This is a genomic window from Lonepinella sp. MS14436 (assembly GCF_042470565.1).
GTDB lineage: Bacteria > Pseudomonadota > Gammaproteobacteria > Enterobacterales > Pasteurellaceae > Lonepinella.
Genome location: NZ_CP170385.1, coordinates 1,352,021 through 1,376,585, shown reverse-complemented (window position 1 = coordinate 1,376,585; position 24,565 = coordinate 1,352,021). Strand labels below are relative to the sequence as shown.

17 protein-coding genes are annotated in these 24,565 nt (G+C 38.8%); 10 read left to right on the top strand and 7 right to left on the bottom strand.

Annotated features, from left to right (window positions below; all coding sequences use genetic code 11):
• Nucleotides 1-5 precede the first annotated feature (5 nt).
• On the bottom strand, nt 6-1,409 hold the full coding sequence (gene asnS / locus O1Q81_RS06590; RefSeq protein WP_386696625.1) for an asparagine--tRNA ligase: 1,404 nt from the start codon (nt 1,407-1,409) through the stop codon (nt 6-8).
• Between the two features lie 280 nt (nt 1,410-1,689).
• On the opposite strand from asnS, the gene cspD reads away from it, so the two are divergent.
• Nucleotides 1,690-1,899, top strand: coding sequence for a cold shock domain-containing protein CspD (gene cspD / locus O1Q81_RS06585; protein ID WP_386686197.1), 210 nt, complete (start codon nt 1,690-1,692; stop codon nt 1,897-1,899).
• An 80-nt stretch (nt 1,900-1,979) separates the two neighbouring features.
• On the opposite strand, the gene O1Q81_RS06580 is transcribed toward cspD, so the two are convergent.
• Together O1Q81_RS06580 and O1Q81_RS06575 are read right to left on the bottom strand one after the other, a co-directional pair.
• Nucleotides 1,980-2,588: a DedA family protein gene (locus O1Q81_RS06580; RefSeq protein WP_386686195.1), complete on the bottom strand. Its 609-nt coding sequence runs from the start codon at nt 2,586-2,588 to the stop codon at nt 1,980-1,982.
• A gap of 9 nt (nt 2,589-2,597) precedes the next feature.
• A complete protein-coding gene (locus O1Q81_RS06575; RefSeq protein ID WP_386693899.1) occupies nt 2,598-3,152 on the bottom strand; it encodes a nitroreductase family protein in 555 nt (184 codons plus the stop codon).
• Between the two features lie 160 nt (nt 3,153-3,312).
• Here O1Q81_RS06575 and sppA point away from each other — a divergent pair, with 160 nt between their 5' ends.
• The gene (sppA, locus tag O1Q81_RS06570) at nt 3,313-5,211 is read left to right on the top strand and encodes a signal peptide peptidase SppA (protein WP_386696623.1); all 1,899 of its coding nucleotides are present in this window, start codon (nt 3,313-3,315) and stop codon (nt 5,209-5,211) included.
• A 548-nt stretch (nt 5,212-5,759) separates the two neighbouring features.
• On the opposite strand, the gene ttcA is transcribed toward sppA, so the two are convergent.
• Nucleotides 5,760-6,677: a tRNA 2-thiocytidine(32) synthetase TtcA gene (gene ttcA, locus O1Q81_RS06565; protein WP_386696621.1), complete on the bottom strand. Its 918-nt coding sequence runs from the start codon at nt 6,675-6,677 to the stop codon at nt 5,760-5,762.
• Between the two features lie 176 nt (nt 6,678-6,853).
• Between ttcA and mukF the strand changes: the two genes are divergently transcribed.
• The 8 genes from mukF (at nt 6,854) to sbcB (ending at nt 18,873) form a co-directional block, all read left to right on the top strand.
• Entirely contained in the window at nt 6,854-8,188 is a 1,335-nt protein-coding gene (gene mukF / locus O1Q81_RS06560; protein WP_386696620.1) for a chromosome partition protein MukF, read from the top strand.
• Nucleotides 8,189-8,213: 25 nt separating this feature from the next.
• Nucleotides 8,214-9,080: an adenine-specific DNA-methyltransferase gene (gene yhdJ, locus O1Q81_RS06555; protein ID WP_386693888.1), complete on the top strand. Its 867-nt coding sequence runs from the start codon at nt 8,214-8,216 to the stop codon at nt 9,078-9,080.
• Nucleotides 9,059-10,213, top strand: coding sequence for a hypothetical protein (locus O1Q81_RS06550; RefSeq protein WP_386693887.1), 1,155 nt, complete (start codon nt 9,059-9,061; stop codon nt 10,211-10,213). The genes yhdJ and O1Q81_RS06550 overlap by 22 nt, the downstream gene beginning before the upstream one ends.
• Before the next feature lie 35 nt (nt 10,214-10,248).
• The gene (mukE, locus tag O1Q81_RS06545; RefSeq protein WP_386693886.1) at nt 10,249-10,992 is read left to right on the top strand and encodes a chromosome partition protein MukE; all 744 of its coding nucleotides are present in this window, start codon (nt 10,249-10,251) and stop codon (nt 10,990-10,992) included.
• Complete coding sequence (gene mukB / locus O1Q81_RS06540) at nt 10,992-15,509, top strand: chromosome partition protein MukB (RefSeq protein WP_386696618.1); 4,518 nt, start codon at nt 10,992-10,994, stop codon at nt 15,507-15,509. Before mukE ends, mukB begins: the two co-directional genes overlap by 1 nt.
• Nucleotides 15,510-15,681: 172 nt before the next feature.
• Nucleotides 15,682-16,590 (top strand): DUF5655 domain-containing protein, encoded by a 909-nt coding sequence (locus O1Q81_RS06535; RefSeq protein WP_386696616.1) that lies wholly within the window; start codon nt 15,682-15,684, stop codon nt 16,588-16,590.
• Nucleotides 16,591-16,598: 8 nt separating this feature from the next.
• A complete protein-coding gene (locus tag O1Q81_RS06530) occupies nt 16,599-17,453 on the top strand; it encodes an EamA family transporter (protein ID WP_386696615.1) in 855 nt (284 codons plus the stop codon).
• A gap of 4 nt (nt 17,454-17,457) precedes the next feature.
• The gene (gene sbcB, locus O1Q81_RS06525; RefSeq protein WP_386696613.1) at nt 17,458-18,873 is read left to right on the top strand and encodes an exodeoxyribonuclease I; all 1,416 of its coding nucleotides are present in this window, start codon (nt 17,458-17,460) and stop codon (nt 18,871-18,873) included.
• Nucleotides 18,874-19,699: 826 nt separating this feature from the next.
• Here the strand turns inward: sbcB and O1Q81_RS06520 are convergent.
• The 3 genes from O1Q81_RS06520 to glgA all read right to left on the bottom strand — a co-directional run bounded on the left by O1Q81_RS06520 (nt 19,700) and on the right by glgA (nt 24,474).
• Nucleotides 19,700-20,428: a hypothetical protein gene (locus O1Q81_RS06520; RefSeq protein ID WP_386693878.1), complete on the bottom strand. Its 729-nt coding sequence runs from the start codon at nt 20,426-20,428 to the stop codon at nt 19,700-19,702.
• A gap of 95 nt (nt 20,429-20,523) precedes the next feature.
• Nucleotides 20,524-22,971 (bottom strand): glycogen/starch/alpha-glucan phosphorylase, encoded by a 2,448-nt coding sequence (locus O1Q81_RS06515; RefSeq protein ID WP_386696612.1) that lies wholly within the window; start codon nt 22,969-22,971, stop codon nt 20,524-20,526.
• A gap of 72 nt (nt 22,972-23,043) precedes the next feature.
• Nucleotides 23,044-24,474 carry a glycogen synthase GlgA gene (glgA, locus tag O1Q81_RS06510; RefSeq protein ID WP_386696610.1) on the bottom strand — a complete coding sequence of 477 codons (1,431 nt, stop codon included), beginning with the start codon at nt 24,472-24,474 and terminating at the stop codon, nt 23,044-23,046.
• Between the last annotated feature and the right edge of the window lie 91 nt (nt 24,475-24,565).

Sequence of the window (24,565 nt, the reverse complement as noted above, 5' to 3'; positions counted from 1 at the left end):
TACAACTAGAAACTCGCATTTCTTGGAGCTCTTGGGAATGGAATGACATCACGGATATTTTGTACGCCAGTGACATATACAATTAAACGCTCAAACCCAAGACCAAAACCTGAATGAGGCACTGTACCATAACGGCGTAAATCACGATACCACCAATAGTCTTCTGGATTTAATCCCATTTCGACCATACGTTTATCTAATACATCTAAACGTTCTTCACGTTGTGAACCACCGATGATTTCACCGATTCCTGGTGCTAATACGTCCATCGCTGCCACGGTTTTGCCATCATCATTTAAACGCATATAGAATGCTTTAATATCTTTCGGATAGTTTTTCACCACCACTGGTGATTTGAAATGTTCTTCTGCTAAATAACGTTCATGTTCCGAAGATAAGTCGATCCCCCAAGACACTGGAAACTCAAATTTTTTGCCAGATTGTAATAACACCTCGATAGCATCGGTGTAATCAATTTGAGCAAAATCAGAACTCACAAAATTTTCTAAACGGGTGATGACATCTTTATCAATGTGTTTAGCAAAAAATTCTAAATCATCACGGCGTTCAGCAAGTACCGCACGGAACACATATTTCAACATATCTTCGGCTAATTTAGCATTATCATTTAAATCCGCAAATGCCACTTCAGGTTCCATCATCCAAAATTCAGCTAAATGACGAGTAGTATTAGAATTTTCTGCACGGAATGTTGGACCGAACGTATAAACTTTGCTCAATGCACAAGCGTAAGTTTCTGCATTTAATTGACCTGATACGGTTAAAAAGGATTCGCGTCCAAAAAAATCTTGTGAAAAATCCACCGCACCTTTGTCGTTACGTGGTAAATTTTCTAAATCAAGGGTAGAAATACGGAACATTTCGCCCGCTCCCTCTGTATCAGAAGCAGTAATAATTGGACTGGCTACCCAGAAGAAACCTTGCTCATGGAAGAAACGATGAATGGCTTGAGCTAAACAGTGGCGAACACGAGCTACAGCACCGATAATATTGGTACGAGGGCGAAGATGAGCCACTTCACGTAAATATTCAATAGAATGACGTTTAGCCGCCATTGGGTAAGTATCTGGATCTTCCACCCAACCTACCACTTCAACAACTTGTGCTTGTAACTCAACCGCTTGACCTTCAGCAGGTGATTCTACGACGGTTCCTGTTACAATAACGGAACAGCCCGTAGTTAAACGTAATATTTCACTTTCATAATTGGTAATATCATTATTTACAATGGCTTGAATTGGTGCAAAACAAGAGCCATCATAAACCGCAAGAAACGAAAGCCCTGCTTTAGAATCACGGCGAGTACGTACCCAACCACGAACAGTTACACTTTCACCGATGGCAACTTTACCTTGTAGCACATCAGCAATAGAAGCAATTTTTGTCATTTTTATCTCCGAAATCAAAAAAATTATCTGTTAAAAAATTCTGCTTAGTTTACCTTAAATTCATTGATTTACCAAAAAATCCATTTAAATATATGTTAAATATTTTATAGTTTGATCACTTTTTTATTTTGCTGAACAGATTAAGCAAAAAATTTTGTGATCTGTGTCGAATTTTGAACATTTACAGCTTGCAGAAAAAATAAAAATCTTTAATCATAAGCATGGGAAACAAGATGGATAAATCTTGTTATATTGTCGTTAGACCTAATAGAGGTATCGTATGGAAGTTGGTGTTGTTAAATGGTTTAATAATGTGAAAGGGTTTGGCTTTATTAATGCAGAGGGGAGTGATGAAGATATTTTTGCTCATTTTTCTGTGATAGAAATGGACGGCTATCGTTCATTAAAAGCTGGGCAAAAAGTGAATTTTGAAGTGGTTCATGGTGATAAAGGTTCTCAAGCGACAAAAATTATTCCTATTATTGAATAACTAAATAATAATTAAACGAAAAGTGCGGTTAAATATGATTATTTTGACCGCACTTTTACATTTCTGGTTAAATTAAAACGTTAATTTTGTTTTTTCTTTTTAGCTTTGTAAATTTTATAAGCCACATACAATACTACCGTTGCAATAATTATATAAATACTGTGTTGCCCTGTTTTGATCTGTTGAGTAAGCCAGTCACGATTATTTGCTCCCTGATAGCCTAAATAAACCCAAATTGGTACAGAAATTATAGCGGCACAAAAATCTAATAATACAAAACGAGTATAACTAACTCGATTAGTAATACCAGATACCATATAAATAGGGGCTCTTAACCCAGGTAAGAAACGAGCAATAAATAACACTCGATTACCATATTGGTCAAATTTCTCACGCACCATTTTTAGACGCTTAGATGAAAGCAATTTACGCAAGGGACGAAAACGTAATATTTTTATTCCATAAATGCGACCAAGCCAGTACATAGTGCTGTCCCCTGCAAGTACACCTAGCATACTGACCACCAACATATAATGTACATTTACATCTTCTGGATAAAGTCCTGCTATAATACCACCAGAAACAAGGGTGATATCTTCTGGAATAGGGACACCAAAGCCACAAATAATCAGTACAAAAAGAACTGCCCAATAACCATAATCAGTAAAAAAGCTAATTAAAAGATCCATTAGAAAAACCTATAAATATGAAACAAACTCTTGTGTATCGACTGTTTTACTTTCACGTTCTAATTTTTCATTTTCAGCCGTACCCACTAATAATAATGCCACTATTTTTTCTTGTTCAGAACAATTTAAGAGTTGACGCAACGCATTGCCACTGGTCCATTTCCCTGTAATCCAAACATTATCGTAGCCAAAATTTTGAGCAGCTAATTGAATACTGTAAGCTGCACAACCCGCAGTAACTAGCTGTTCCCACTCAGGGACTTTAGCCACATTGGGATCAAGTCTAGCAATTACGGCAATAACCATTGGCGTTGTACAAATTTTATTTATTTTATCAAATTGCTTTTGCTCTAGGTTGAGATCAGTTGCCACTTGAGTTAATCCATTGGCTAATTTAGTCAATCCGTTATTTTCAATGATAACAAAACGATAAGGCTTAAGTTTACCATGATCGGGGGTACGTAATGCAGCTTGAAAAATTTGTTCTAATTGTTCTCTACTTGGTGCAGGAGCCACTAATTTTTTATTTGAACGACGATTGATAAGTAATTCTAACGCATCCATAACTGTCCTTTTATGATTCTATTCATGCTGAGTCAAGAATTTTAACACAAAAATACCGTGAAAACTTGTCATTTTTACGGTATATTTCTTTCTGATGTAATTAGTCATCAAGATAATTAATTAGTTTAAATGCAATTTAATTTTACAATAAGGACGTTCTATGCAAACTATTTTTAATTTCTTTAAATTAATTTGGAAAGCTCTCAATTTTATTCGCCGTGTGGTGATGAACCTTGTTTTTCTACTCTTTGTATTATTTCTCGCAACGGTCATTAGCCTGTTCAATTTACCTAAAAATAATGTTCAACTAGTCGGTGAGCAAGGGGCATTATTATTAAATTTAGATGGTTATTTAGCCGACAATCGTGAAACATCGCTGTCATGGCAAAAGGCATTAAACGAATTAGAGGGCAGTAATGTGCCTCGTAAAATTTCAACCTTTGATGTGGTTTATGCTATCGAAAATGCCAAGAATGATGATCGTATTAAAGGGTTAGTGCTAGATTTAAATTATTTTGAAGGGGCAGATTTACCTGCGTTGGAATACGTGGGGTCAGCGATTCAACATTTTAAAGCACAACATAAACCTGTCATTGCATTGGCAGAAAATTATAGTCAAGATCAGTATTTTTTGGCGAGTTTTGCCGATGAAATTTATTTAAATCCCGTGGGAACAGTGGATATTTATGGTTTATCTGCACAAAATTTATATTTTAAATCAATGTTAGAGCAATTAGAGGTAACGCCACATATTTTCCGTGTCGGCACCTATAAATCTGCGGTTGAGCCATTTTTACGTGATGATATGTCGCCTGAAGCTAGAGCCAATGGTGAACGTTGGTTAAATGGTATGTGGATAAATTTCCGTGATATTGTGGCAAAAAATCGTCAAATTGAACCTAATCAAGTATTACCAGATAGTCAGCAATATTTAGCAGATTTGAAAGCCTTGAAAGGCAATAGCACCGCCTATGCTAAACAACGTAAATTAATTACCGAATTTACAACAAGAACAGAAATTCAGCAAAAATTAACCGCACTTTTTGGTGAAAATACCCAAGACGATGATGTCATTGAATTTAAAAATGTAGATTTTGATACTTACTTAGCAGCATTGCCCGATCGTCAATTAGGTGACAGTCATTCTTCTAATCCAATCCATAAAATTGCGGTCGTTAATGTAGAAGGTGCCATTGTTGATGGAGAAAGTGAAAAAGATGAAGTCGGCGGTGATACCATTGCGAATTTATTACACCAAGCAGCTGATGATGAAGCAGTAAAAGCCGTTATATTACGGGTTAATAGCCCTGGTGGAAGTGCTTTTGCCTCAGAAGTTATTCGTCAAGAAATTGATAATTTACAAGCAATAGGAAAACCTGTTGTTACTTCAATGGGAGCAGAGGCTGCTTCTGGTGGCTACTGGATTTCAAGTACCACAGATTATATTGTGGCAGATAAAAATACGATAACAGGTTCAATTGGTATTTTTTCAATCTTCCCAACCTTTGAAAATAGCTTGAAAAAAATTGGTGTATCTGCTGATGGTATTCGTACTTCTAAATTGAGTGAATTATCTTCCACAAGCCCATTGTCTGATGAACTCAAAGAGGTTTTTCAATTAGAAATAGAACAAGGCTATGATCGCTTTTTAGACGTAGTGAGTCGTGGTCGCCATCTCTCTAAAGCAGAAGTAGATAAAATCGCACAAGGACAAGTTTGGTTAGGGCAAGATGCGTTACAGCATAAGCTAGTGGACGAACTCGGTGATTTTGAAACTGCGGTGAAAAAAGCTAAAGAATTAGCCGATCAAAAAACAGGTGAAAAAGCAGATTATTCCGTTGAATGGTTTGATGAAGAACCGCAAGGTTTTAAAGCCTTACTACAATCCTTACAACAAGGAACAAAATCTTTAGTGAAAACCAGTGTGAGTGAAATGGTTGGATTACCAGAGGTTAAGCAAGTACAGGGTCAGTTGAAAAATCAGTTGGGAATTTTGGGGAAATTTAATGATCCGAAAGGGCAGTATTTGTATTGTTTGAATTGTGGGGTTGTGAAGTAAATCTAAATCGGGTTTCGCCCGATGGGCGACCATACTTTCTTTTGCTTGTGCAAAAGAAAGTAGGCAAAGAAAAGCACACCCCGACTTCACCGCTTTTCTTGGCTTGGTTGAAATTTTCTTAACGGCAAAATCGCAACTCGCTACGCTCAAACAAGGCGATTTTACCTAAAAATTTCAAGTCGCCAAGGCGGCTCAGACGGGGACCCCAATTTGATCGAGCGTAATGCAAATGCGGTACAAAATAAAAAATATTTTAATATTTCAGATGAAATTAAAAAACGCTATGAAAAATGGGATCCCCGTCTTTGCCGCCTGAAAATGCTTAAATTTGCTTAACGGAAAAGTTGTAAACTCGCTACGCTCAAACAGTACAACTTTTCCTACAAATTTAAGCATTTTCAGGAAACAAGGCAAAATCGGGATCGCCTTTCTTTTTGCTTACTTTTTCTTTGGCGAAGCAAAGAAAAAGTAAGTCGCCAGCGGCGAAATCCGTTCTTACCACAAGCAAAGAAAAGTACGGTCGCCCATCGGGCGAAACCCGATTCAAATTAAACCACTTCTTTAAAATTAATCTGCCGATCTAGCTCAAAATCCTCATCCGACACAGCTACATTTGAAAACTCTTCCCGATCAAACGCCAAATCCCCCTCAACGCCCTCAATTACCACACCTTTTTTAATCCCTTTAAAATCAAACAATTCCGCATCACACAAATGAGACGGCACAATATCTTGCATCGCACTAAACATCGTTTCCAATCGCCCTGGGTATTGACGATCCCAAGTGTTCAACATCTCTTTCACTACTTGACGTTGCAAGTTCGGTTGCGAACCGCAAAGATTACACGGGATAATTGGGAATTGTTTCGCAATGGCGTATTTTTCAATGTCTTTTTCTTTACAATACGCAAGCGGACGAATCACAATTTGCTTGCCGTCATCGCTGATGAGTTTTGGTGGCATTGATTTCAGTTTTCCGCCATAAAACATATTTAAGAATAGTGTTGCCAACATATCATCACGGTGATGACCCAAGGCAATTTTTGTTGCACCGAGTTCCGTGGCGGTGCGGTATAAAATCCCACGACGCAGACGAGAGCAGAGTGAGCAAGTGGTTTTGCCTTCAGGGATTTTTTCTTTCACAATGCCGTAAGTATTTTCTTCCACAATTTTGTAATCCACGCCAATGCTGGCGAGATATTCAGGCAAAATATGCTCAGGGAACCCTGGCTGTTTTTGATCCAAATTGACCGCCACAATATCAAAATGAATCGGGGCGTTCAGTTTAAGATTCAGTAAAATATCCAACAGCGTATAACTATCTTTCCCTCCCGACAAGCAAACCATCACTTTGTCGCCGTCTTCAATCATATTAAAATCCGCAATGGCATTACCCACATTACGGCGTAAGCGTTTTTGTAGTTTATTTAGGTTGTAGGTGTGTTTTTTGTCTTGTTCGGTTGTCATTGGTGCTATCCATTAAAATTTGATTTGCGTATAGTAAAGGGTAGGCGAAAAAATTCAATAAAAAATTAAAATTTTTACCGCACTTTTTTGTGACGATCAAGAACTTACAATATCAACAAAGATCCTGTATAATCTTTCCCAATTATGTCTATTTTCAAAGGTTGTGAGAAATTTTAATGTCTGAAACATCACAAACTATCCCCGAACTGGTGTCGTGGGCGAGAGAGCGAGAGTTTTCGCTGTCGCTCAACACCGAACGGCTAGCGTTTTTACTTGCCATTGCACTTTATAATAACGAACGTTTTGACGGCGAGATGCAAGAATCTGATCTGGTGGATATTTTCCGTCAAGTGTCATCTGAATTTGATTATTCCGACAGCATCGTCACCCGAGCCAACAATGCCATTAATGATTTGGTGAAACAGCGGTTTTTAAACCGTTTTAGTAGTGATTTCACCGAAGGACTTTCCATTTACCGCTTGACCCCGTTGGGTGTGGGCGTGTCTGATTATTATATTCGTCAACGTGAATTTTCCGCTCTTAAATTGTCCGTGCAGCTTGCCATTGTGGCAGATGAAATTCAGCGTGCATCGGAATCAGCGGAAGAAGGTGTGCGGAAAAACGAAGATGCGTATTTTTGGCGGCGAAATGTGTTTGCACCGCTTAAATATTCCGTGGCGGAGATTTTTGATAGCATTGATTTATCACAACGTATTATGGACGAAAATCAGCAGGGGATTAAGCAAGAAATCGCTGATTTGTTAAGCAAAGATTGGCAAGCGGCGATTGCCAGCTGTGAACGGTTGTTAGATGAAACATCGGGCAATTTGCGAGAATTGCAAGATACCTTAAATGCTGCTGGCGACAAGCTACAAGCCCAACTTCTGCGGATTCAAGACTGTATTATCGGCAATGATAGCCTGTATTTTATTGACCAGTTGATTGTGGATTTACAAGCCAAATTAGACCGCATTATCAGTTGGGGGCAACAAGCCATTGACTTGTGGATCGGCTACGACCGGCACGTGCATAAATTTATTCGTACCGCCATTGATATGGATAAAAATCGGGTGTTTAGCCAACGGTTGCGCAACTCTATTCATCATTATTTTGATGCCCCGTGGTATTTGTGGACGGCTCAAGCGGAACGCTTGATTGATTTGCGTGATGAAGAATTGCTGTTGCGAGATGAAGATGCCTTGGGCGAATTGCCTGATGAATTGCAGTATGAACAGCTTTCCGACTTGCACGATCAAATTGTAGAAACGATGCAAACCTTGCTCATCGCCCAACGAGAACACAATCAACCGATTGATTTAAGCCTTGTGTTAAAACAACAGCTTGAACATTATCCGCTTTCTCGCCATTTTGACGTGGCACGCATTATCGTGGATCAAGCGGTGCGATTAGGTTTAGCCAGTCAAGATCTCTCGGGCATTTATTCCCCGTGGCAACCGATTAATAACGCTGGTGCAGAAGTGCAAGCGAATGTGATTGATGAGTATCGTTAATATCATGATTTAGGTGTTTTATTTTATGAAAGTTTTTGAAAACACATTAACAAAGATTTATTTTGATGATTGCTTAAATGCTTTATCAGAAATAGAGGATAATTCCATTGATCTTATTTTTGCCGATCCACCTTATAATATTGGAAAAAAATTTAGTCAATTTAGAGATTCTTGGAAGACAGAAAAGGAATATATTGATTGGTGTTATCAATGGCTTGAATTATGTATTAAAAAATTAAAAGATAGTGGTTCCTTGTATGTAATGACGAGTACTCAATCTATGCCTTATATTGATTTATGGCTTCGTGAACACATGACAATTCTTTCTCGAATTGTTTGGCATTACGATAGTTCGGGGGTTCAAGCAAAAAAATATTTTGGATCTTTATATGAACCTATATTATTTGCGGTGAAAAACCCTCAAAATTATACGTTTAATTCAGAAGATATTGAAGTAGAAGCTAAAACTGGTGCTCAAAGAAAATTGATTGATTATAGAAAACCAGTGCCAACGCCTTATAAAACAACTAAAGTCCCTGGCAATACTTGGTATTTTCCTAGAGTAAGATACCGAATGGAAGAATATGAAGTTCACCCTAGTCAAAAGCCAGAAGTATTGCTAGAACGTATTATTAAAGCCAGTTCAAATAAGGGGGATTTAATCTTAGATCCCTTTGGTGGTACATTTTCTACCAGTGCAGTAGCTCAACGTTTAGGTAGAAGAAGCATTAGTATTGAATTTCAAGAAGAATATGTGAAAATTGGTTTGAGAAGATTAGGAATTGCTACAGAATATAACGGAGAAACACTTTCTAAACTGGATAAGCAATTAAAGCAAAAGAATAATAGACTTACATCGTCAGAGGCAATATGTCAAAGAAACCTATTTTAACTGAACATTCTTTTTCATCTCAGATACTTTCGATCCTTGAGAATGAATTTGGTGAAAATGCAACACAAATATATAAAGAAAGCCATATTATTCAATATTTAAATATAAAAACAAGATCAGCAAATAAAGGCTCAAAATCAAGAGGATCTTTTGCGAATCATTATGCCCTTTATGTTTTGATAGAAGATTATATTAATAAAGGATATTTAGAAAATGATACTCATTATGCCAAATATGAAGGTGCTAAATTTACAGATTTGCTGAAAAGATTAAGGGAGTTACCTTTTGGGCAGAAATTACAAAATCATGCGTTAAATAATAGATTGAATGATGAATTCAGAAAATATTTCCCAACACTAAATATCGTTCCTATTGTGCGAGATCTTCAAAAGCAAAGATATTGGCTACAAGAAGATTTGATAAAAATCACATTAATTGATCACCAAGGAAAGCCTGTTGTTTATAATTTAGCAAAGGTTATTATTCAAATAATAGAGCAATATGTAGCAGAAAAAACGAAAGCCTTTGATGAATTTATCCAAACTTGTCAAAGAATTAATGAATTAAGTACAAAAGAACCTACAAAAGCAGTCGCATTTATTAAAGCACAATTAGATCCTAGTGCTGATGCAAGAATTTTTGAAATAGTCAGTTACGCCGTCTTGAAATCTAAATATTCAGAACAGTCCATTTGGATTGGCTATACGAGAGAAGATATATTAGAAGAAAAATTGAGCTTATATAAAACTGGGCGAACCAATGCGAATGATGGTGGAATTGATTTTGTTATGAAACCTCTAGGAAGATTTTTTCAAGTAACGGAAACTATAGATGTAAATAAATATTTTCTAGACATAGAAAAAGTACAACGGTTTCCAATTACTTTTGTGGTGAAATCCAATAATTCACCAGAGCAAATAAAAAGCTTAATTCAAGAACAAGCTAGTATTAAATATAAAATAGAAGCGATTGTAGCATCTTATATGGATGCGATAGAAGAAATTATCAATGTTCCAATGCTGGTAAAAGCGTTTGAAGAAATGGTAAATATGAATAAATTATCATCAATTATGGAAGAAATTATTATTCAAAGTAAACTTGAGTTTAATTATATTGATGATTTTAATGAATAATGTTATTTCAAATAGATTTTGATTGGAAAAAGAATATGACAGAAAAATTAGAAGACGTGATTTCAACCAAACTTGCAGCCGCCATTGCCAATCCGTTGTTTCCTGCGGTGGATAGCCAGTTGCGGGCGGGGCGGCATATTGGGCAAGAGTATTTAGATAATTATGCGTTTTTAGGCGATTTTCAGGCAGAATTAGACAGTTTTTATCGCCGTTATAATGTGGAGCTGATTCGCGCCCCCGAAGGGTTTTTCTATTTGCGTCCGAAAGCCACGACGTTGATTTCACGTTCCGTGTTGTCGGAGCTGGAAATGTTAGTGGGGAAAGTGCTTTGTTATCTGTATTTAAGCCCTGAACGGCTGGCTCAACAGGGGATTTTTTCGGTGCAAGAAGTGTATGATGAGTTGCTCAATTTGGCGGATGAAGCGAAATTGTTGAAAGCGATTAATTTGCGTGCCAGTGGGTCGGATTTGGATAAACAAAAGCTGGCGGAAAAAGTGCGAGCAGCCATTGGGCGGTTACGCCGTTTGGGAATGTTGCATACGGTGGGCGAGCAGAATAGCGGTAAGTTTACCATTTCCGAATCGGTGTTCCGTTTTGGGGCGGAAGTGCGGTCGGGGGATGATCCGTTGGAAGCCCAATTACGCTTGATTCGGGACGGTGAAGCAGCAACTCCGCAATCGTTGCAAGCGGAAAAAGTGGCGTTCAATCAAGAAACTGCGGTGGAAAATGACGAAGATTTTGATGATAGCCAAGATGAGAATGAAGAAGGGACGGAATAATGGCAGAGTTTGAATTAGAACAAGATGATTTAACCCAACAAGAAATCGTGGAAGAAAGCCAAGAAGAAACAGAAGAAATTTTCACCGCCGTTTCGCCATTTCAACCGCAAGCAGGAGTAGAACGGGGCAAGTTCCGCTCGCTCACGCTGATTAACTGGAACGGTTTTTTTGCTCGCACCTTTGATTTAGATGAACTGGTGACCACGCTGTCGGGGGGTAACGGAGCAGGGAAATCCACCACAATGGCAGGCTTTGTCACCGCATTGATTCCTGATTTGACCTTGTTGCATTTCCGCAATACCACCGAAGCGGGGGCAAGTGGCGGATCCCGTGATAAAGGATTGCACGGCAAACTTCGCCCAGGGGTGTGTTATGCGGTGTTGGATACCCTTAATTCACGTCATCAACGCACCTTGGTGGGGGCAAGATTGCAGCAAATTGCAGGGCGTGATAAGAAAGTGGATATTAAAACCTTTAGTTTGCAAGGGGTAGAATTATCCGTTAATCCAACGTCCATTTTCACCGAAGTGGTCAATGATCGCCAAGCCAAGGTATTGAATTTAAACGAACTTAAAGACAAGATTGACGATATTGGCGGACAATTCAAGCAATATCATTCCATTGCCGATTATCACGCAATGATGTTTGATTTGGGGATTATTCCAAAACGTCTGCGTTCATCCAGCGACCGTGCGAAATTCTATAAACTGATTGAAGCGTCCCTGTACGGGGGAATTTCCAGTGCCATCACCAAATCCTTGCGTGATTATTTATTGCCTGAAAATTTAGGCGTTCGCAAGGCGTTCCAAGATATGGAATCGGCGTTGCGGGAAAACCGTATGACCTTGGAAGCCATTAAACTGACCCAAGCGGATCGGGATTTATTTAAGCATTTGATTACCGAAACCACCAATTATGTAGCATCGGATTATATGCGTAATGCCAATGAGCGTCAGGGCAATATTGAAAATGCCTTGAAATTCCGCCGTGAGTGGTATCAAGCTAAGTCAGAACAGGCGTTGTCGCAACATCGTTTGATTGATTTAAGCCGTGAAGCTCAGGAATTAGCCGAAAGCGAAAAAGGGCTGGAAGTAGATCATCAAAGTGCAGCGGATCATTTAAATTTGGTGCTCAATGCGTTACGTCATCAAGAAAAAATTGAGCGTTATCAAGACGATATTGGTGGCTTAACGGAACGCCTTGAAGAACAAAAAATGGTGGTGGAAACCAGCCAAGAACAGCTAGAAGAAAGCCAAGCCCAATTTGAGCAATTAGAAAGCGAAGTGGATCAGATTCGCAGTCAACTTGCCGATTATCAACAAGCATTAGATGCCCAACAAACCCGTGCATTGCAATATCAACAAGCCATTCAAGCCTTAGAAAAAGCCAAACAGCTCTGCGGATTGGCAGATTTGAGCGTGAAAAATGTGGACGATTATCAGCAGGAGTTTGCCGCTCAAGGGGAGATTCTGACCGAAAAAGTGCTAGAGCTTGAGCATAAAATGTCCATTTCAGAAGCGGCAAAATCGCAATTTGATAAAGCCTACCAGTTGGTGTGCAAAATTGCAGGGGACGTGCCAAGAAGTGCAGCGTGGGAATCGGCGAAAGAACTGTTGCGTGAATACCCAACCCAAAAACTCAATGCGACCCAAACCCCACAATTACGAGCGAAGTTACACGAATTGGAACAGCGTTTTGCCCAGCAACAAGCTGCGGTGCGTTTATTAAAAGAGTTTAATCAACGTGCCAATATGCAGTTGGATACCGCTGATGAGTTGGAAGCATTTTACAGCGAACAAGAAGCCCTGATTGACGATTTAACTAGCGAACTTTCCGATCAAGTGGAAAACCGTTCTACCTTACGTCAAAAACGAGAGCAGTTAAATCAAGCCTATAATGAACATTCGCAAAAAGCCCCTGCGTGGTTATTGGCTCAAGCCGAACTTGAACGATTAACCGAACAATCAGGCGAGCAGTTTGGTGACAGCCAAGATGTGATGAATTATATGCAATCGTTGTTGGTGAAAGAACGTGAGTTGACATTGCAACGTGACGATCTCGCTCAAAAACGTCAACAGTTAGAAACACAGATTTCACGTTTAAGCCAACCTGATGGCTCAGAAGATGCGCGTTTGAATGTGTTGGCAGAGCGTTTTGGCGGCGTGTTGTTGTCCGAACTTTACGATGATGTGCCGATAGAAGATGCACCGTATTTCTCCGCCCTTTATGGTCCTGCTCGCCACGCCATTGTGGTGCGTGATTTGGCTCAAGTTAAAGCCCAACTTGCCAATTTAGACGATTGCCCTGATGATTTGTATTTAATTGAAGGTGATCCAAGTGCCTTTGATGATAGCGTGTTGTCCGCCAATGAGTTGGAACACGGCGTGGTGGTGCAAGTGTCAGATAGGGAAGTGCGTTATTCCAAATTCCCTGAAATTCCATTGTTCGGGCGTGCGGCTCGGGAAAAACACTTAGCGGAATTGGAAATTGAGCGTGACAATGTCACAGAAAAATATGCCGAAGTCGCCTTTGATGTACAAAAATGCCAACGCTTACACCAACAATTTAGCCAATTTGTCGGCTTGCATTTAGCCTTGGCATTCTTGCCAAACCCAGAAGAAAACCTGCGAGCCATTAATACGGAACGCAATGAAATTGAGCGAGAATTAACCGCACTTTCCACAGGTGAACAACAGGCACGCTTGAAATTAGATCAAGCCAAAGAAAAAATGCAGTTGCTCAATCGGATTATTCCACAATTAGCCGTGATTGCCGATGAAAGCCTGCAAGACCGCATTGAAGAATGTCGGGAGCAGTTGGATAATCTTGAGCAAGATGAATTGTTTATCCGCCATCACGGCGTGACATTGTCACAGTTAGAGCCGATAGCGAACAGCTTGCAAAGCGACCCTGAAAATTACCAGCGTTTAAAAGACGATTTAGCCCAAGCCGTGGCAATGCAAAAACAAGTGCAACAGAAAATCTTTGCCCTGAAGGATGTGGTACAACGCAAAGCCCATTTTGCCTATGATGATGCCATTCAAACCGAAAGCAACAGCCTAAATGAGCAACTGCGGTTGAAATTGGAGCAGACCCAAGCACGCCGTGAGCAACAACGTGAACAGCTCCGCCAAAAACAAGCACAATTTGCCCAATATAATCAGGTGATGATTCAGTTGCAAAGTGCGTATAACAGTAAAAATGATTTGCTGAAAGAATTATTGGCGGAAGTGAGTGATCTCGGTGTACGAGCCGATCTCGGGGCAGAAGAGCGTGCGAGAGTGCGGAAAGATGAATTATATCAACAACTTTCCACCAACCGCCAACGCCGTTCTTATGTGGAAAAACAACTTACCCTGATTGAAAGCGATGCGGAAAATTTAACTCGCCGTATTCGCAAAGCAGAGCGAGATTATAAACAGCAACGTGAAATCGTGGTCGCCGCCAAAGCCAGTTGGTGCGTGGTGTTGCGGTTATCTCGCAACAGCGATGTGGAAAAACGACTACATCGCCGTGAGCTTGCCTATTTATCCGCAGACGATTTGCGTTCAATGTCGGATAAAGCCCTTGGGGCGTTACGGCAAGCGGTGGCAGACAATGAATATCTGCGTGACAGCCTGCGTTCGTCGGAAGATAACCGCAAACCTGAAAACAAAGTGCGGTTCTTTATTGCGGTGTATCAACATTTGCGTGAGCGGATTCGTCAAGATATTATCAAAACCGATGACCCGATTGATGCCATTGAACAAATGGAAATTGAGCTTAACCGCTTAACGGACGAACTCACAGGGCGTGAGCAAAAATTGGCGATCAGCAGCGAATCGGTAGCGAACATTATGCGAAAAACCATTCAACGTGAACAAAATCGCATTCGGCAGCTCAACCAAGGATTACAAAATATTTCCTTTGGACAAGTGAAATCCGTGCGGTTGGTGGTAAATATTCGGGATACCCACGCCATGCTGTTAGATGCCTTATCAGGCGAACAGCAGGAATATCAAGATTTATTTAGCGACAACCGCATCACCTTCTCAGAAGCAATGGCGAAACTCTATCAACGTATTAATCCGCATATTGATATGGGGCAACGCACCGCCCAAACCATCGGCGAAGAATTGCTGGATTACCGCAATTATTTGGATTTAGAAGTGGAAGTGTTCCGTGGTGCAGACGGCTGGTTGCGTGCTGAAAGTGGCGCATTATCAACTGGTGAAGCCATTGGTACGGGGATGTCTATCTTATTAATGGTGGTACAAAGCTGGGAAGAAGAAAGCCGCCGTATTCGGGGAAAAGACATTGTGCCTTGTCGCTTGTTATTCCTTGATGAAGCCGCACGTTTGGATGGCAAATCCATTTCCACGCTGTTTGAACTCTGCGAACGGTTAGATATGCAATTATTAATCGCCGCCCCTGAAAACATCAGCCCAGAAAAAGGCACGACTTATAAACTGGTGCGAAAAATTTCGGGCAATCAAGAGCAGGTTCATGTTGTTGGACTTCGAGGATTTGGGCAATAACAAAAAAATCCCCTTTCCCTCTGGGAGAGGGCTAGGGTGAGGGTAAAACCTAATTTAACCCTCACCGCCCGAAAACCCTGCGGATTTTCTCCGTCCTCTCCCAAAGGGAGAGGCTGTAATGTATTAAAAATGCTGTTATTTTTCACCGCACTTTGATTGAAAGGGAAATAAAATGCTCTTGTTTAAACAAAACGAAAACGGCTTATCTTCACTACAAGAAAAGCCCTTTAAATTGGAAAAAGAAATTCAACGCTTGTTTGAGCAAAATCTGGCGGTGATTTCCGATTATCAGCTGATAAAATCGGAATTTAGCATTAAAAATAGCCGTATTGATACCTTAGCCTTTGACCCTGAAAATAATGCTTTTGTAATTATTGAATATAAACGTAGCCAAAATTTTAGCGTCGTGGATCAGGGGATTTCTTACCTGAATTTAATGCTAGAAAATAAAGGCGAGTTTATCGTGGAATATTATGAAAGTGGCTTGCCGAAGTTAAAACGAGATGAATTTGATTGGTCGCAATCTAAGGTGATTTTTGTTTCCCCTGCCTTTACGGATTTTCAAAATCAAGCGGCAAATTTCAAAGATTTACCGATAGAATTATGGGAAATTCATCAATTTGAAAAGGGTATTGTGTCCGTCGTTCCGCTGAAAAAATCCAAATCTGCCCCGAGTTTTAAACAAATTAAAACGGCTCAAAATGCGGATTTAGAGAAAGTCGTCGATGAAATCAGAATTTATTCAGAACAGGAACACTTAGAAAACAAAACTGATGAAATAAACGAACTGTATGAACAGTTTAAAGAAGCGATTTTAAGACTGGATGCGGAATTAGAACCCAAAGCACTCAAGCATTATATTGCCTTTAAAAAAGGCAAAAAAAATCTTGCTTATATCAAAATTCAACACAACAGCTTAAAAATTTTCATTAATTTGAAAAAAGGCACATTAAACGATCCGAAAAATATCACGGAAGATGTGTCAGAAAAAGGACATCACGGCACAGGGGATTACCAAATCATCGTGAAAGATTCTCGTGATGTGGAATATATTATGAGTCTTATTAAACAAACAATTTAGGAGCTTTTATGCACTTTCTCATTCTCGCCATTCTTTGCAGTGTATCGGTATCGGTACTGTTTAAGCTGGTAAAACGTTACAACGTCGCAACGGATCAAATGGTCGCCTTTGGTTATGTGGTCGCTTTATCCCTTAGCTATTTCTTATTATCCCCTGATTTTAAAGGGTTAGGCTTTACGGAATTTGTGTTAGAAAGCGAGTCTAAACCGATTTTCTTCACCCTTGGGGTGTTGTTGCCAGTGGGCTTTATTGTAATGTCGAAAGCGGTGGAACACGGGGGGATTGTGCGTACCGATGCGGCACAACGTTTAGCCTTGTTCTTGCAAATTATCGCCGCGGTAGTGATTTTCGGCGAAGCCATTACGGAAATGAAAACCTACGGCGTGATTGTGGCATTCTTCGCCTTGTTTGGCTTATTGTATAAACCAGCTGGCAGTATGGGCAATGCGAAAATCGCCGCCTTGGCGTTAGCTGGCGTGTGGTTGATTTGGGGGAGTACGGGAATTTTATTTAAGAAAATTGCGTTGCAAGGTGGTGCATTTCCAGCCACTTTATTCATTTCGTTCGCCTGTGCAATGGTGATTATGTTTGCTTATTTATTGATTAAACGTACCCAATGGACGGCTCCGAGTTTGCTTGCAGGTATCTTGCTTGGAGCGTTAAATTTCGGCAATATCCTGTTTTATATTTACGCTCACCAATTCTACAAAGCCAACCCAACCATCGTATTTGCCACGATGGACGTGGGTGTGATTTGCTTAGGTACGATTATCGGAGCATTCGCCTTTAAAGAACGGATTAGCAAAATGAATATCGCTGGGATTATCTTAGGCGTGATTGCGATTTTGTTATTAAGATTATAAGGTTATGAACGAATTTAGCTATTTTTTCTACGATTACGAAAGTTTCGGTATCAGCCCGAGCGAAGACCGTCCAGCCCAATTTGCTGGCATTCGCACGGACAGTGAGTTTAATATTATTGGCGAGCCTGTGATGTTATATTGCAAGCAAACCAATGATTATTTGCCCAGTCCCGAAGCGGTGTTGGTGACGGGGATTACGCCGCAAGAATGTAATGAAAAAGGCTTAAGCGAACCCGAATTTGCCGCAAAAATTTTAGCGGAATTTAGCCAGCCCAATACTTGTATTATCGGCTATAACAATATTCGTTATGATGACGAAATGACCCGTTATACCTTTTATCGTAACTTTATTGACCCGTACGAGTACAGTTGGAAAAACGGTAATTCTCGTTGGGATTTGCTGGATTTGGTGCGTGCATGCTATGCGTTACGACCCGATGGCATTGAATGGGCATACGATGAAGACGGCGTGCCGAGTTTCCGCTTGGAAAAATTGACCGTTGCCAATGGCATTGAACATAGCAACGCCCACGATGCGATGGCGGATGTGTATGCCACCATTGCGATGGCAAAATTGATTAAGCAAAAACAGCCGAAATTTTTTCAATTTTTCTTTGATTATCGGGGCAAAAAAGCCCTTGAAAGTTTAGTCAATATGGCGGAAATGACCCCATTGGTTCACGTTTCGGGAATGTTAGGCAATTATCGGGGCAACTGTACTTGGATTGCCCCCTTGGCGTGGCATCCCATTAATCAAAATGCGTTAATTGTCTGCGATCTCGCACAGAATATCGATGATTTACTGACGAAATCCGCCGATGAATTACGAGAAAATCTCTATACCAAGAAATCCGAGCTAGAAGAACAAGGCATTTTGCCTGTTCCGCTTAAATTAGTGCATTTAAATAAATGTCCGATTCTCGCTCCTGCCAAAGTGTTATTGCCTGAAAATGCCGAATGTTTAGGCATTGATCGCCAATTCTGCTTAGCAAATCTACAAAAGCTGCGTCAATCGATGGATGTGCGGTCAAAAGTAGAAGAGATTTTTGCACAAGAACGGATATTTGAACCCAGTGAAAATGTCGAAACCCAATTATACAGCGGTTTCTTTAGCCCAAATGATCGCAATAATCAGAATATTCTGCGAACCTTGTCGCCTGAACAGTTGGCAAATCACGGCTTAACCTTTGAAGATAAACGGGTAGAGGAGTTATTGTTTCATTATCGTGCTAGACATTATTTCAAAACCTTAAACCGAACAGAGCAGTTGCAATGGGAACGCTACCGCCGCCGTAAATTAGAAAAAAGTGCGGTGGATTTTGAGCAAAAAATGCAACAGCTAATAGAAGAATACAATAATGATGAAGAGAAATTACAGTTGTTACATTCGGTTTATGAATATGCGATGAAGTTGTTGTGACTATTGAGTGACAATGTCACGAAATGAAATAAAATAAAAAAATATGGTTAATAAATTTAAGCTATTCTGTTTTTTGGAATAGCTTTATTTTTATATTTTCAATAAATACAAACAAGAATATTTACCAAAAACTTTAGCACACGGATTGGGATTTTAGATATGCAACAGCAAAATTATCGTTTTAATTAAAATTTTCACTAACCAAATTTCCTTCAGATTTCGCATAGCGTTATCAAAATAGCACATCAATTTATATACAATTTCCTTATTTCTAGTGTATAACTCAATAAAATCGACTGTAGAAAATGGCTTGAAACCTTTATTTATCTTGCTTGACGAGTTCATCCTATCTGTGGATAAGTCTGTGATTTAATTAATACGTAGTATCCACTAACCTTATAACAGATTTCGCATAATGTATATTATGTTAAATAATATAATATAAATGTCACTTTTAATACTGCTCTTTTCATGGTTTAAGAAATGTCGTTAAAAAGCAAATGAATAAAAAACAAAATATGTGTGCTTTGAGAAATATTGATGTGCTATTTTGATAACGCTATGCGAAATCTGAAGAAAATTTAGATTGGTGGCGATATAATATTGGGATAATGAAAACTAAGATTTGATGTTATTTAGAGAGTTTTATTTTGGCAACGCTACGCAAAATCTGAAAAAGAATTAGGTAAATTATCGGTAGGATTTTTTATTATTTCGTGGAAAATATGTTACTGTGACAATGTCACTTATCTCTTTTCACTAATCAGTAATGATTTTCTCCCCCTAAAAAATTGTATTAATAGAACAATCTAGTAAGGGGAAAATTTTATTTATGTATTTCTATTGTGTTTATTTGTATCGGAAATGTAACAATATCTATTGCTAACGTGACAGGAATTAAGGCTTTCATTATACTACGAGAAACATCACCTCCATTAGGCGTATAATTTAAAAATTTAATCCGCATTGGATTTTTAAATTGATATTCTAATTTTGATGTGGGTATAGCTGAGGCTGTTTGTATGCTAAACTGAATATTATCTAAACGACAGTCTAAATACGTTGGCCAAGCACTATTACATTCAAATCCTATTTTTTCTAATTTTTGTTCTTCTTGATTAGAATTGATATCTCGCTCTTTAAAGAATGATAAATCAACTGCTAAACAGCTTTCAGTATTACAGCCATTGTGATTGCCTAATTTTATAGGGAAATACTCTCTTTTCTCATGGTGATCCAAATGAGGTCTAACAATTAAATTTGTAAAATCCAACCGTTGCGTAAATATCTTATTCAAAATATCTCTTTTACTATCAGTATCTTGTATTAAATAACTTTGTTTCTGACCGACTAAAATCATTGCCTGTTCATAGCCTTTTATTGGCTGTTTAGCTTTAGCGATTGCAAGCACAATATCATCTTTATCTGCTAAAACTTGCCATTGTTGAGTTGCTTTAGACTCATCAATTTTATCACTCATCCAAGCACTCAACATACAGCCCGTTAAACCTAATACGCTGCTCATTAATGCCGATAATTTTAATGTCGTTTTCATGAAATATTCTCTTATTTTATTAATATCAACATATAAAAATGCGGTCAAAAAATCACAATTTTTTTAACCGCACTTTCACTATTGTAACCTACTCATTAAGCCAATTTCAACGGCTCAATTTTCCAGATTTTTTCCGCATATTCCGCAATGGTACGGTCAGATGAGAAGAAGCTCATGTTGACAATATTTTGTAATGCACTATCTACCCATGCTTGTTGATTTTTGTATTTTTCATCAACTGCTTTTTGGGCTTCAACATAGCTACGGAAATCTGCAAAGGCTTGGTAGAAATCATGATAACGCCAGCCATTTAATAAATCTTGATAACGATTTGGATCATTCGGTGAGAAATAACCACTACTGATTTGGTCAATTACTTGGCGTAATTGCTCATCAGATTGGTAAATATTAAACGGACTATAACCTTGGTGGCGTAATTCTTCCACTTGTTCCACGGTGTTACCAAAGATAAAGATATTGTCTTTGCCTACATTATCTAAAATTTCTACGTTTGCACCATCTAATGTACCTAGGGTTAACGCCCCATTTAAAGCAAATTTCATATTACTTGTACCCGATGCTTCGGTACCCGCTAAAGAAATTTGTTCTGAAATATCCGCTGCTGGAATAATAATTTGAGCAAGACTAACGCTATAGTTAGGAATAAATACTACTTTTAAACGACCTTGTAAACGCTCATCATTATTAATCACGTTAGCAATATCATTAATTAAATTAATGGTTTGTTTGGCAGCATAATAAGCAGATGCTGCTTTTCCTGCAAGAATGAATACTCGTGGTGTCCAGTCTTTTTCAGGGTTTGCCAACATTTCATTGTAACGAGCAATAATGTGTAATACGTTTAAACTTTGACGTTTATATTCGTGGATACGTTTTACTTGTACGTCAAATAACGCATCTGGGTTTAATTCTACACCTAATTCTTTTTTCACATAATCTGCTAATCGGACTTTATTCGCACGTTTAATCGCAGGAATTGCTTTTTTCACTTCAGGATCTTGAATATGTTTTTTGAATAATTCAAGTTGAGTTAAATCACGACGCCATTCTGTGCCAATATATTTATCAAATAATGCTGATAAATCAGGGTTTGCTACTGCAATCCAACGACGTGGTGTAATACCATTTGTCACGTTAGTAAAGCGTTCTGGGTAAATACGAGCGAAATCAGCAAAGGTAGATGTGACCATTAAATCAGAATGAATTGCCGCTACCCCATTCACTTTGTGTGAACCCACAACAGACAACCAGCCCATACGTACTTTACGTACATCACCTTCTTCTACTAAAGAAACTCGGCGGATAAATTCTTCATCCGTAGTAACAGTATCTCTAACATGATCTAAGAAGTAATCATTGATTTCGAAAATCATTTGTAAATGACGTGGTAAGATTTTCGCCATCATTTCTACTGGCCAAGTTTCTAAGGCTTCTGACATTAGGGTGTGGCAAGTGTAAGAGAAAATGCGGCAACACATATCCCATGCTTTTTCCCAATCATAACCGTGTTCATCAATTAAAATACGCATTAATTCAGGAATAGCTAAAGCAGGGTGAGTATCATTTAAATGAATTGCTACTTTATCTGCTAAGTTTTCCAATGTGCCGTGTGTACGAATGTGGCGTTTTAGAATATCTTGTAAAGAAGCTGAAACAAGGAAATATTCTTGACGTAAACGTAGTTCACGACCCGCTATTGTAGAGTCATCAGGATAAAGTACTCTTGAAACATTTTCAGAAGAAGAACGTTCTTCAATCGCACTAAAATAATCCCCTTTATTAAAATCTGCTAAATTGAATGCAGTACCTGAATGTGCGGACCAAAGACGTAAAGTTGTCGCACTATCATTTTTAAACCCAGGAATCATTTGGTCATAAGCAAGTGCGGTAATTTCTTCGTCATTTTTCCAAATACATTTTTTACCTTCAAAATAAACATGACCGCCTAAACGAATTCTAAAACGCTTAGAAGGACGAATAAATTCCCAAGGAACACCTTTTTCTAACCAAGCATCTGGTTTTTCAATTTGACGACCATCTATAATTCGTTGTCTGAACATACCATATTCATAACGAATACCATAGCCCATACTTGGAATTGATAATGTCGCTAGTGAATCCATAAAACAGGCAGCTAAACGACCTAATCCGCCATTACCTAAACCTGGATCAACCTCTTTGGCTAACACTTCTTCCAAGTCAATATTTAATTCTTGTAAAGCCTGTTTAGCACTGTCATATACACCTTCAGCAATTAAAGCATTAGAAAGGGTACGTCCAATTAAAAATTCCATTGAAAGATAGTAAACACGACGAGTTTCTTCCGCTCTTGATTGTTTTGCGGTAGAAATCCAACCTTCGGTAACAAGATCACGTACCGCATATAAGGTGGCATTCAGCCAGTCACGTTGACTTGCCTCTTCGGGGGAGCGTCCAATTAGATAAACTAATTTATAGACGATTGCTTTTTTCAGTGAGCCTGCATCGTGAGATGGACGCTCATAGTTTTGAATTTTGAGCATAGAAATAGTCCTAATAAAATCTAATAAAATAAAAAGTGCGGTATTTTAACCGCACTTTGATGAAAAATACAACTAAATTCTGTTATAAAGTGCTAGATAATGGCGAGCAGCTAATGCCCAACTAAAATCTTGAGCCATTGCATTTGCTCTCACACTGAACCATAGACGTTGTTTTTTCCATAAATTCAAGGCATTATTTAAGGCATAACGCAAACCTTGTGGATCGGCATCTTCAAACACAAAACCTGTGGCGATACCTGCTTTAATATTTTCACTGGTGCTGTCAACCACTGTATCGGCTAAACCACCTGTTTTACGAACCAACGGTAATGTACCATATTTTAAGCCATATAATTGTGTTAAACCACAAGGTTCAAAACGACTTGGCACTAAAATTACATCACCGCCCGCAACCATAAGGTGAGATAAGGCTTCATCATAACCGATTTTGACCGCCACATTTTGCGGATAATACTGGGTTAATCCCCATAAACCTTGTTCTAAATGTTGGGCTCCAGAGCCTAAAACAATAAGTTGCCCACCTTGTTTCACAATTTCATCAGTGGTTTCAAGTAATAAATCCACACCTTTTTGTTCGGTTAAACGAGTTATCATCACAAAAATTGGTGCATCTAGATTTTGCGGTAAATTGAAATAGGCTTGTAACTGTTCCTTATTCTTTTTCTTACCCGTCATAAATTTTAATTTATAATGTTCAGTAATATAAGGATCATTATTTGGATGCCAAATCTTTTCATCTACGCCGTTTAAAATACCGTGTAAACGACCTTGATATTCTAAGGTGCCAAGTAACCCTTGCAAACCATAGGCAAATTCTGGGCGAGTAATTTCTTTAGCATAAGTTGGACTCACTGCGGTAACTGCATCAGAATAATATAACCCTGCTTTCAAATAGGAAATTTCGCCATATAATTCTAAGCCATCAACATGGAACATACCTGCTGGCAAGCCAATCTCATATAAATGTTGATAAGCAAATCGACCTTGATAGGCTAAATTATGAATGGTAAATACGGATTTAGCTGGTTTACCTTTGTTATATAAATAAGCACTGGTTAAGCCAGCATGCCAGTCGTGAGAATGTACTACTTCGGCATTCCACCAACTATCTAACCCTGTGGCTAATTCTGCTCCAACCCAACCTAACAGGGCAAAACGTTTATAGTTATCAGTATAATCTTGATACCATTGATCGTGATATGGATTGCCTGGACGATCATATAAATGCGGAGCATCAATAATATACACACCTACACCATTGTATTCACCATAACGTAACAAAATGTGACCAGCAAAATTGAAAAACTCAGCCACTACATAGGTTTCTGGAATACCAGCAAAAATAGCTGGATAACCTGGTAATAACACTCGAGCATCAAGACCCTCTTGTTTTTGAGCAAAAGGTAATGCCCCCATTACATCTGCTAATCCACCTGTTTTTAACAGTGGATATAATTCTGAACAAACGTGTAATACTCTCATTTACTTTATGTTTTCCTTAAATACGTAGGGGCGGTTTTGTGTTTCCGCCCAAAAATTACGTTCTGTTTTATGGGGGAATACATTGGATTTC

Bases quoted from the DNA above. Each gene is read 5' to 3' on its own strand.
- cspD (WP_386686197.1), top strand. From the start codon at position 1,690: ATGGAAGTTGGTGTTGTTAAATGGTTTAATAATGTGAAAGGGTTTGGC.
- mukE (WP_386693886.1), top strand. From the start codon at position 10,249: ATGACAGAAAAATTAGAAGACGTGATTTCAACCAAACTTGCAGCCGCC.
- glgA (WP_386696610.1), bottom strand. From the start codon at position 24,474: ATGAGAGTATTACACGTTTGTTCAGAATTATATCCACTGTTAAAAACA.
- sbcB (WP_386696613.1), top strand. From the start codon at position 17,458: ATGAACGAATTTAGCTATTTTTTCTACGATTACGAAAGTTTCGGTATC.
- O1Q81_RS06530 (WP_386696615.1), top strand. From the start codon at position 16,599: ATGCACTTTCTCATTCTCGCCATTCTTTGCAGTGTATCGGTATCGGTA.
- sppA (WP_386696623.1), top strand. From the start codon at position 3,313: ATGCAAACTATTTTTAATTTCTTTAAATTAATTTGGAAAGCTCTCAAT.
- mukF (WP_386696620.1), top strand. From the start codon at position 6,854: ATGTCTGAAACATCACAAACTATCCCCGAACTGGTGTCGTGGGCGAGA.
- O1Q81_RS06515 (WP_386696612.1), bottom strand. From the start codon at position 22,971: ATGCTCAAAATTCAAAACTATGAGCGTCCATCTCACGATGCAGGCTCA.
- yhdJ (WP_386693888.1), top strand. From the start codon at position 8,214: ATGAAAGTTTTTGAAAACACATTAACAAAGATTTATTTTGATGATTGC.
- asnS (WP_386696625.1), bottom strand. From the start codon at position 1,409: ATGACAAAAATTGCTTCTATTGCTGATGTGCTACAAGGTAAAGTTGCC.
- mukB (WP_386696618.1), top strand. From the start codon at position 10,992: ATGGCAGAGTTTGAATTAGAACAAGATGATTTAACCCAACAAGAAATC.
- O1Q81_RS06550 (WP_386693887.1), top strand. From the start codon at position 9,059: ATGTCAAAGAAACCTATTTTAACTGAACATTCTTTTTCATCTCAGATA.
- O1Q81_RS06575 (WP_386693899.1), bottom strand. From the start codon at position 3,152: ATGGATGCGTTAGAATTACTTATCAATCGTCGTTCAAATAAAAAATTA.
- O1Q81_RS06520 (WP_386693878.1), bottom strand. From the start codon at position 20,428: ATGAAAACGACATTAAAATTATCGGCATTAATGAGCAGCGTATTAGGT.
- O1Q81_RS06535 (WP_386696616.1), top strand. From the start codon at position 15,682: ATGCTCTTGTTTAAACAAAACGAAAACGGCTTATCTTCACTACAAGAA.
- ttcA (WP_386696621.1), bottom strand. From the start codon at position 6,677: ATGACAACCGAACAAGACAAAAAACACACCTACAACCTAAATAAACTA.
- O1Q81_RS06580 (WP_386686195.1), bottom strand. From the start codon at position 2,588: ATGGATCTTTTAATTAGCTTTTTTACTGATTATGGTTATTGGGCAGTT.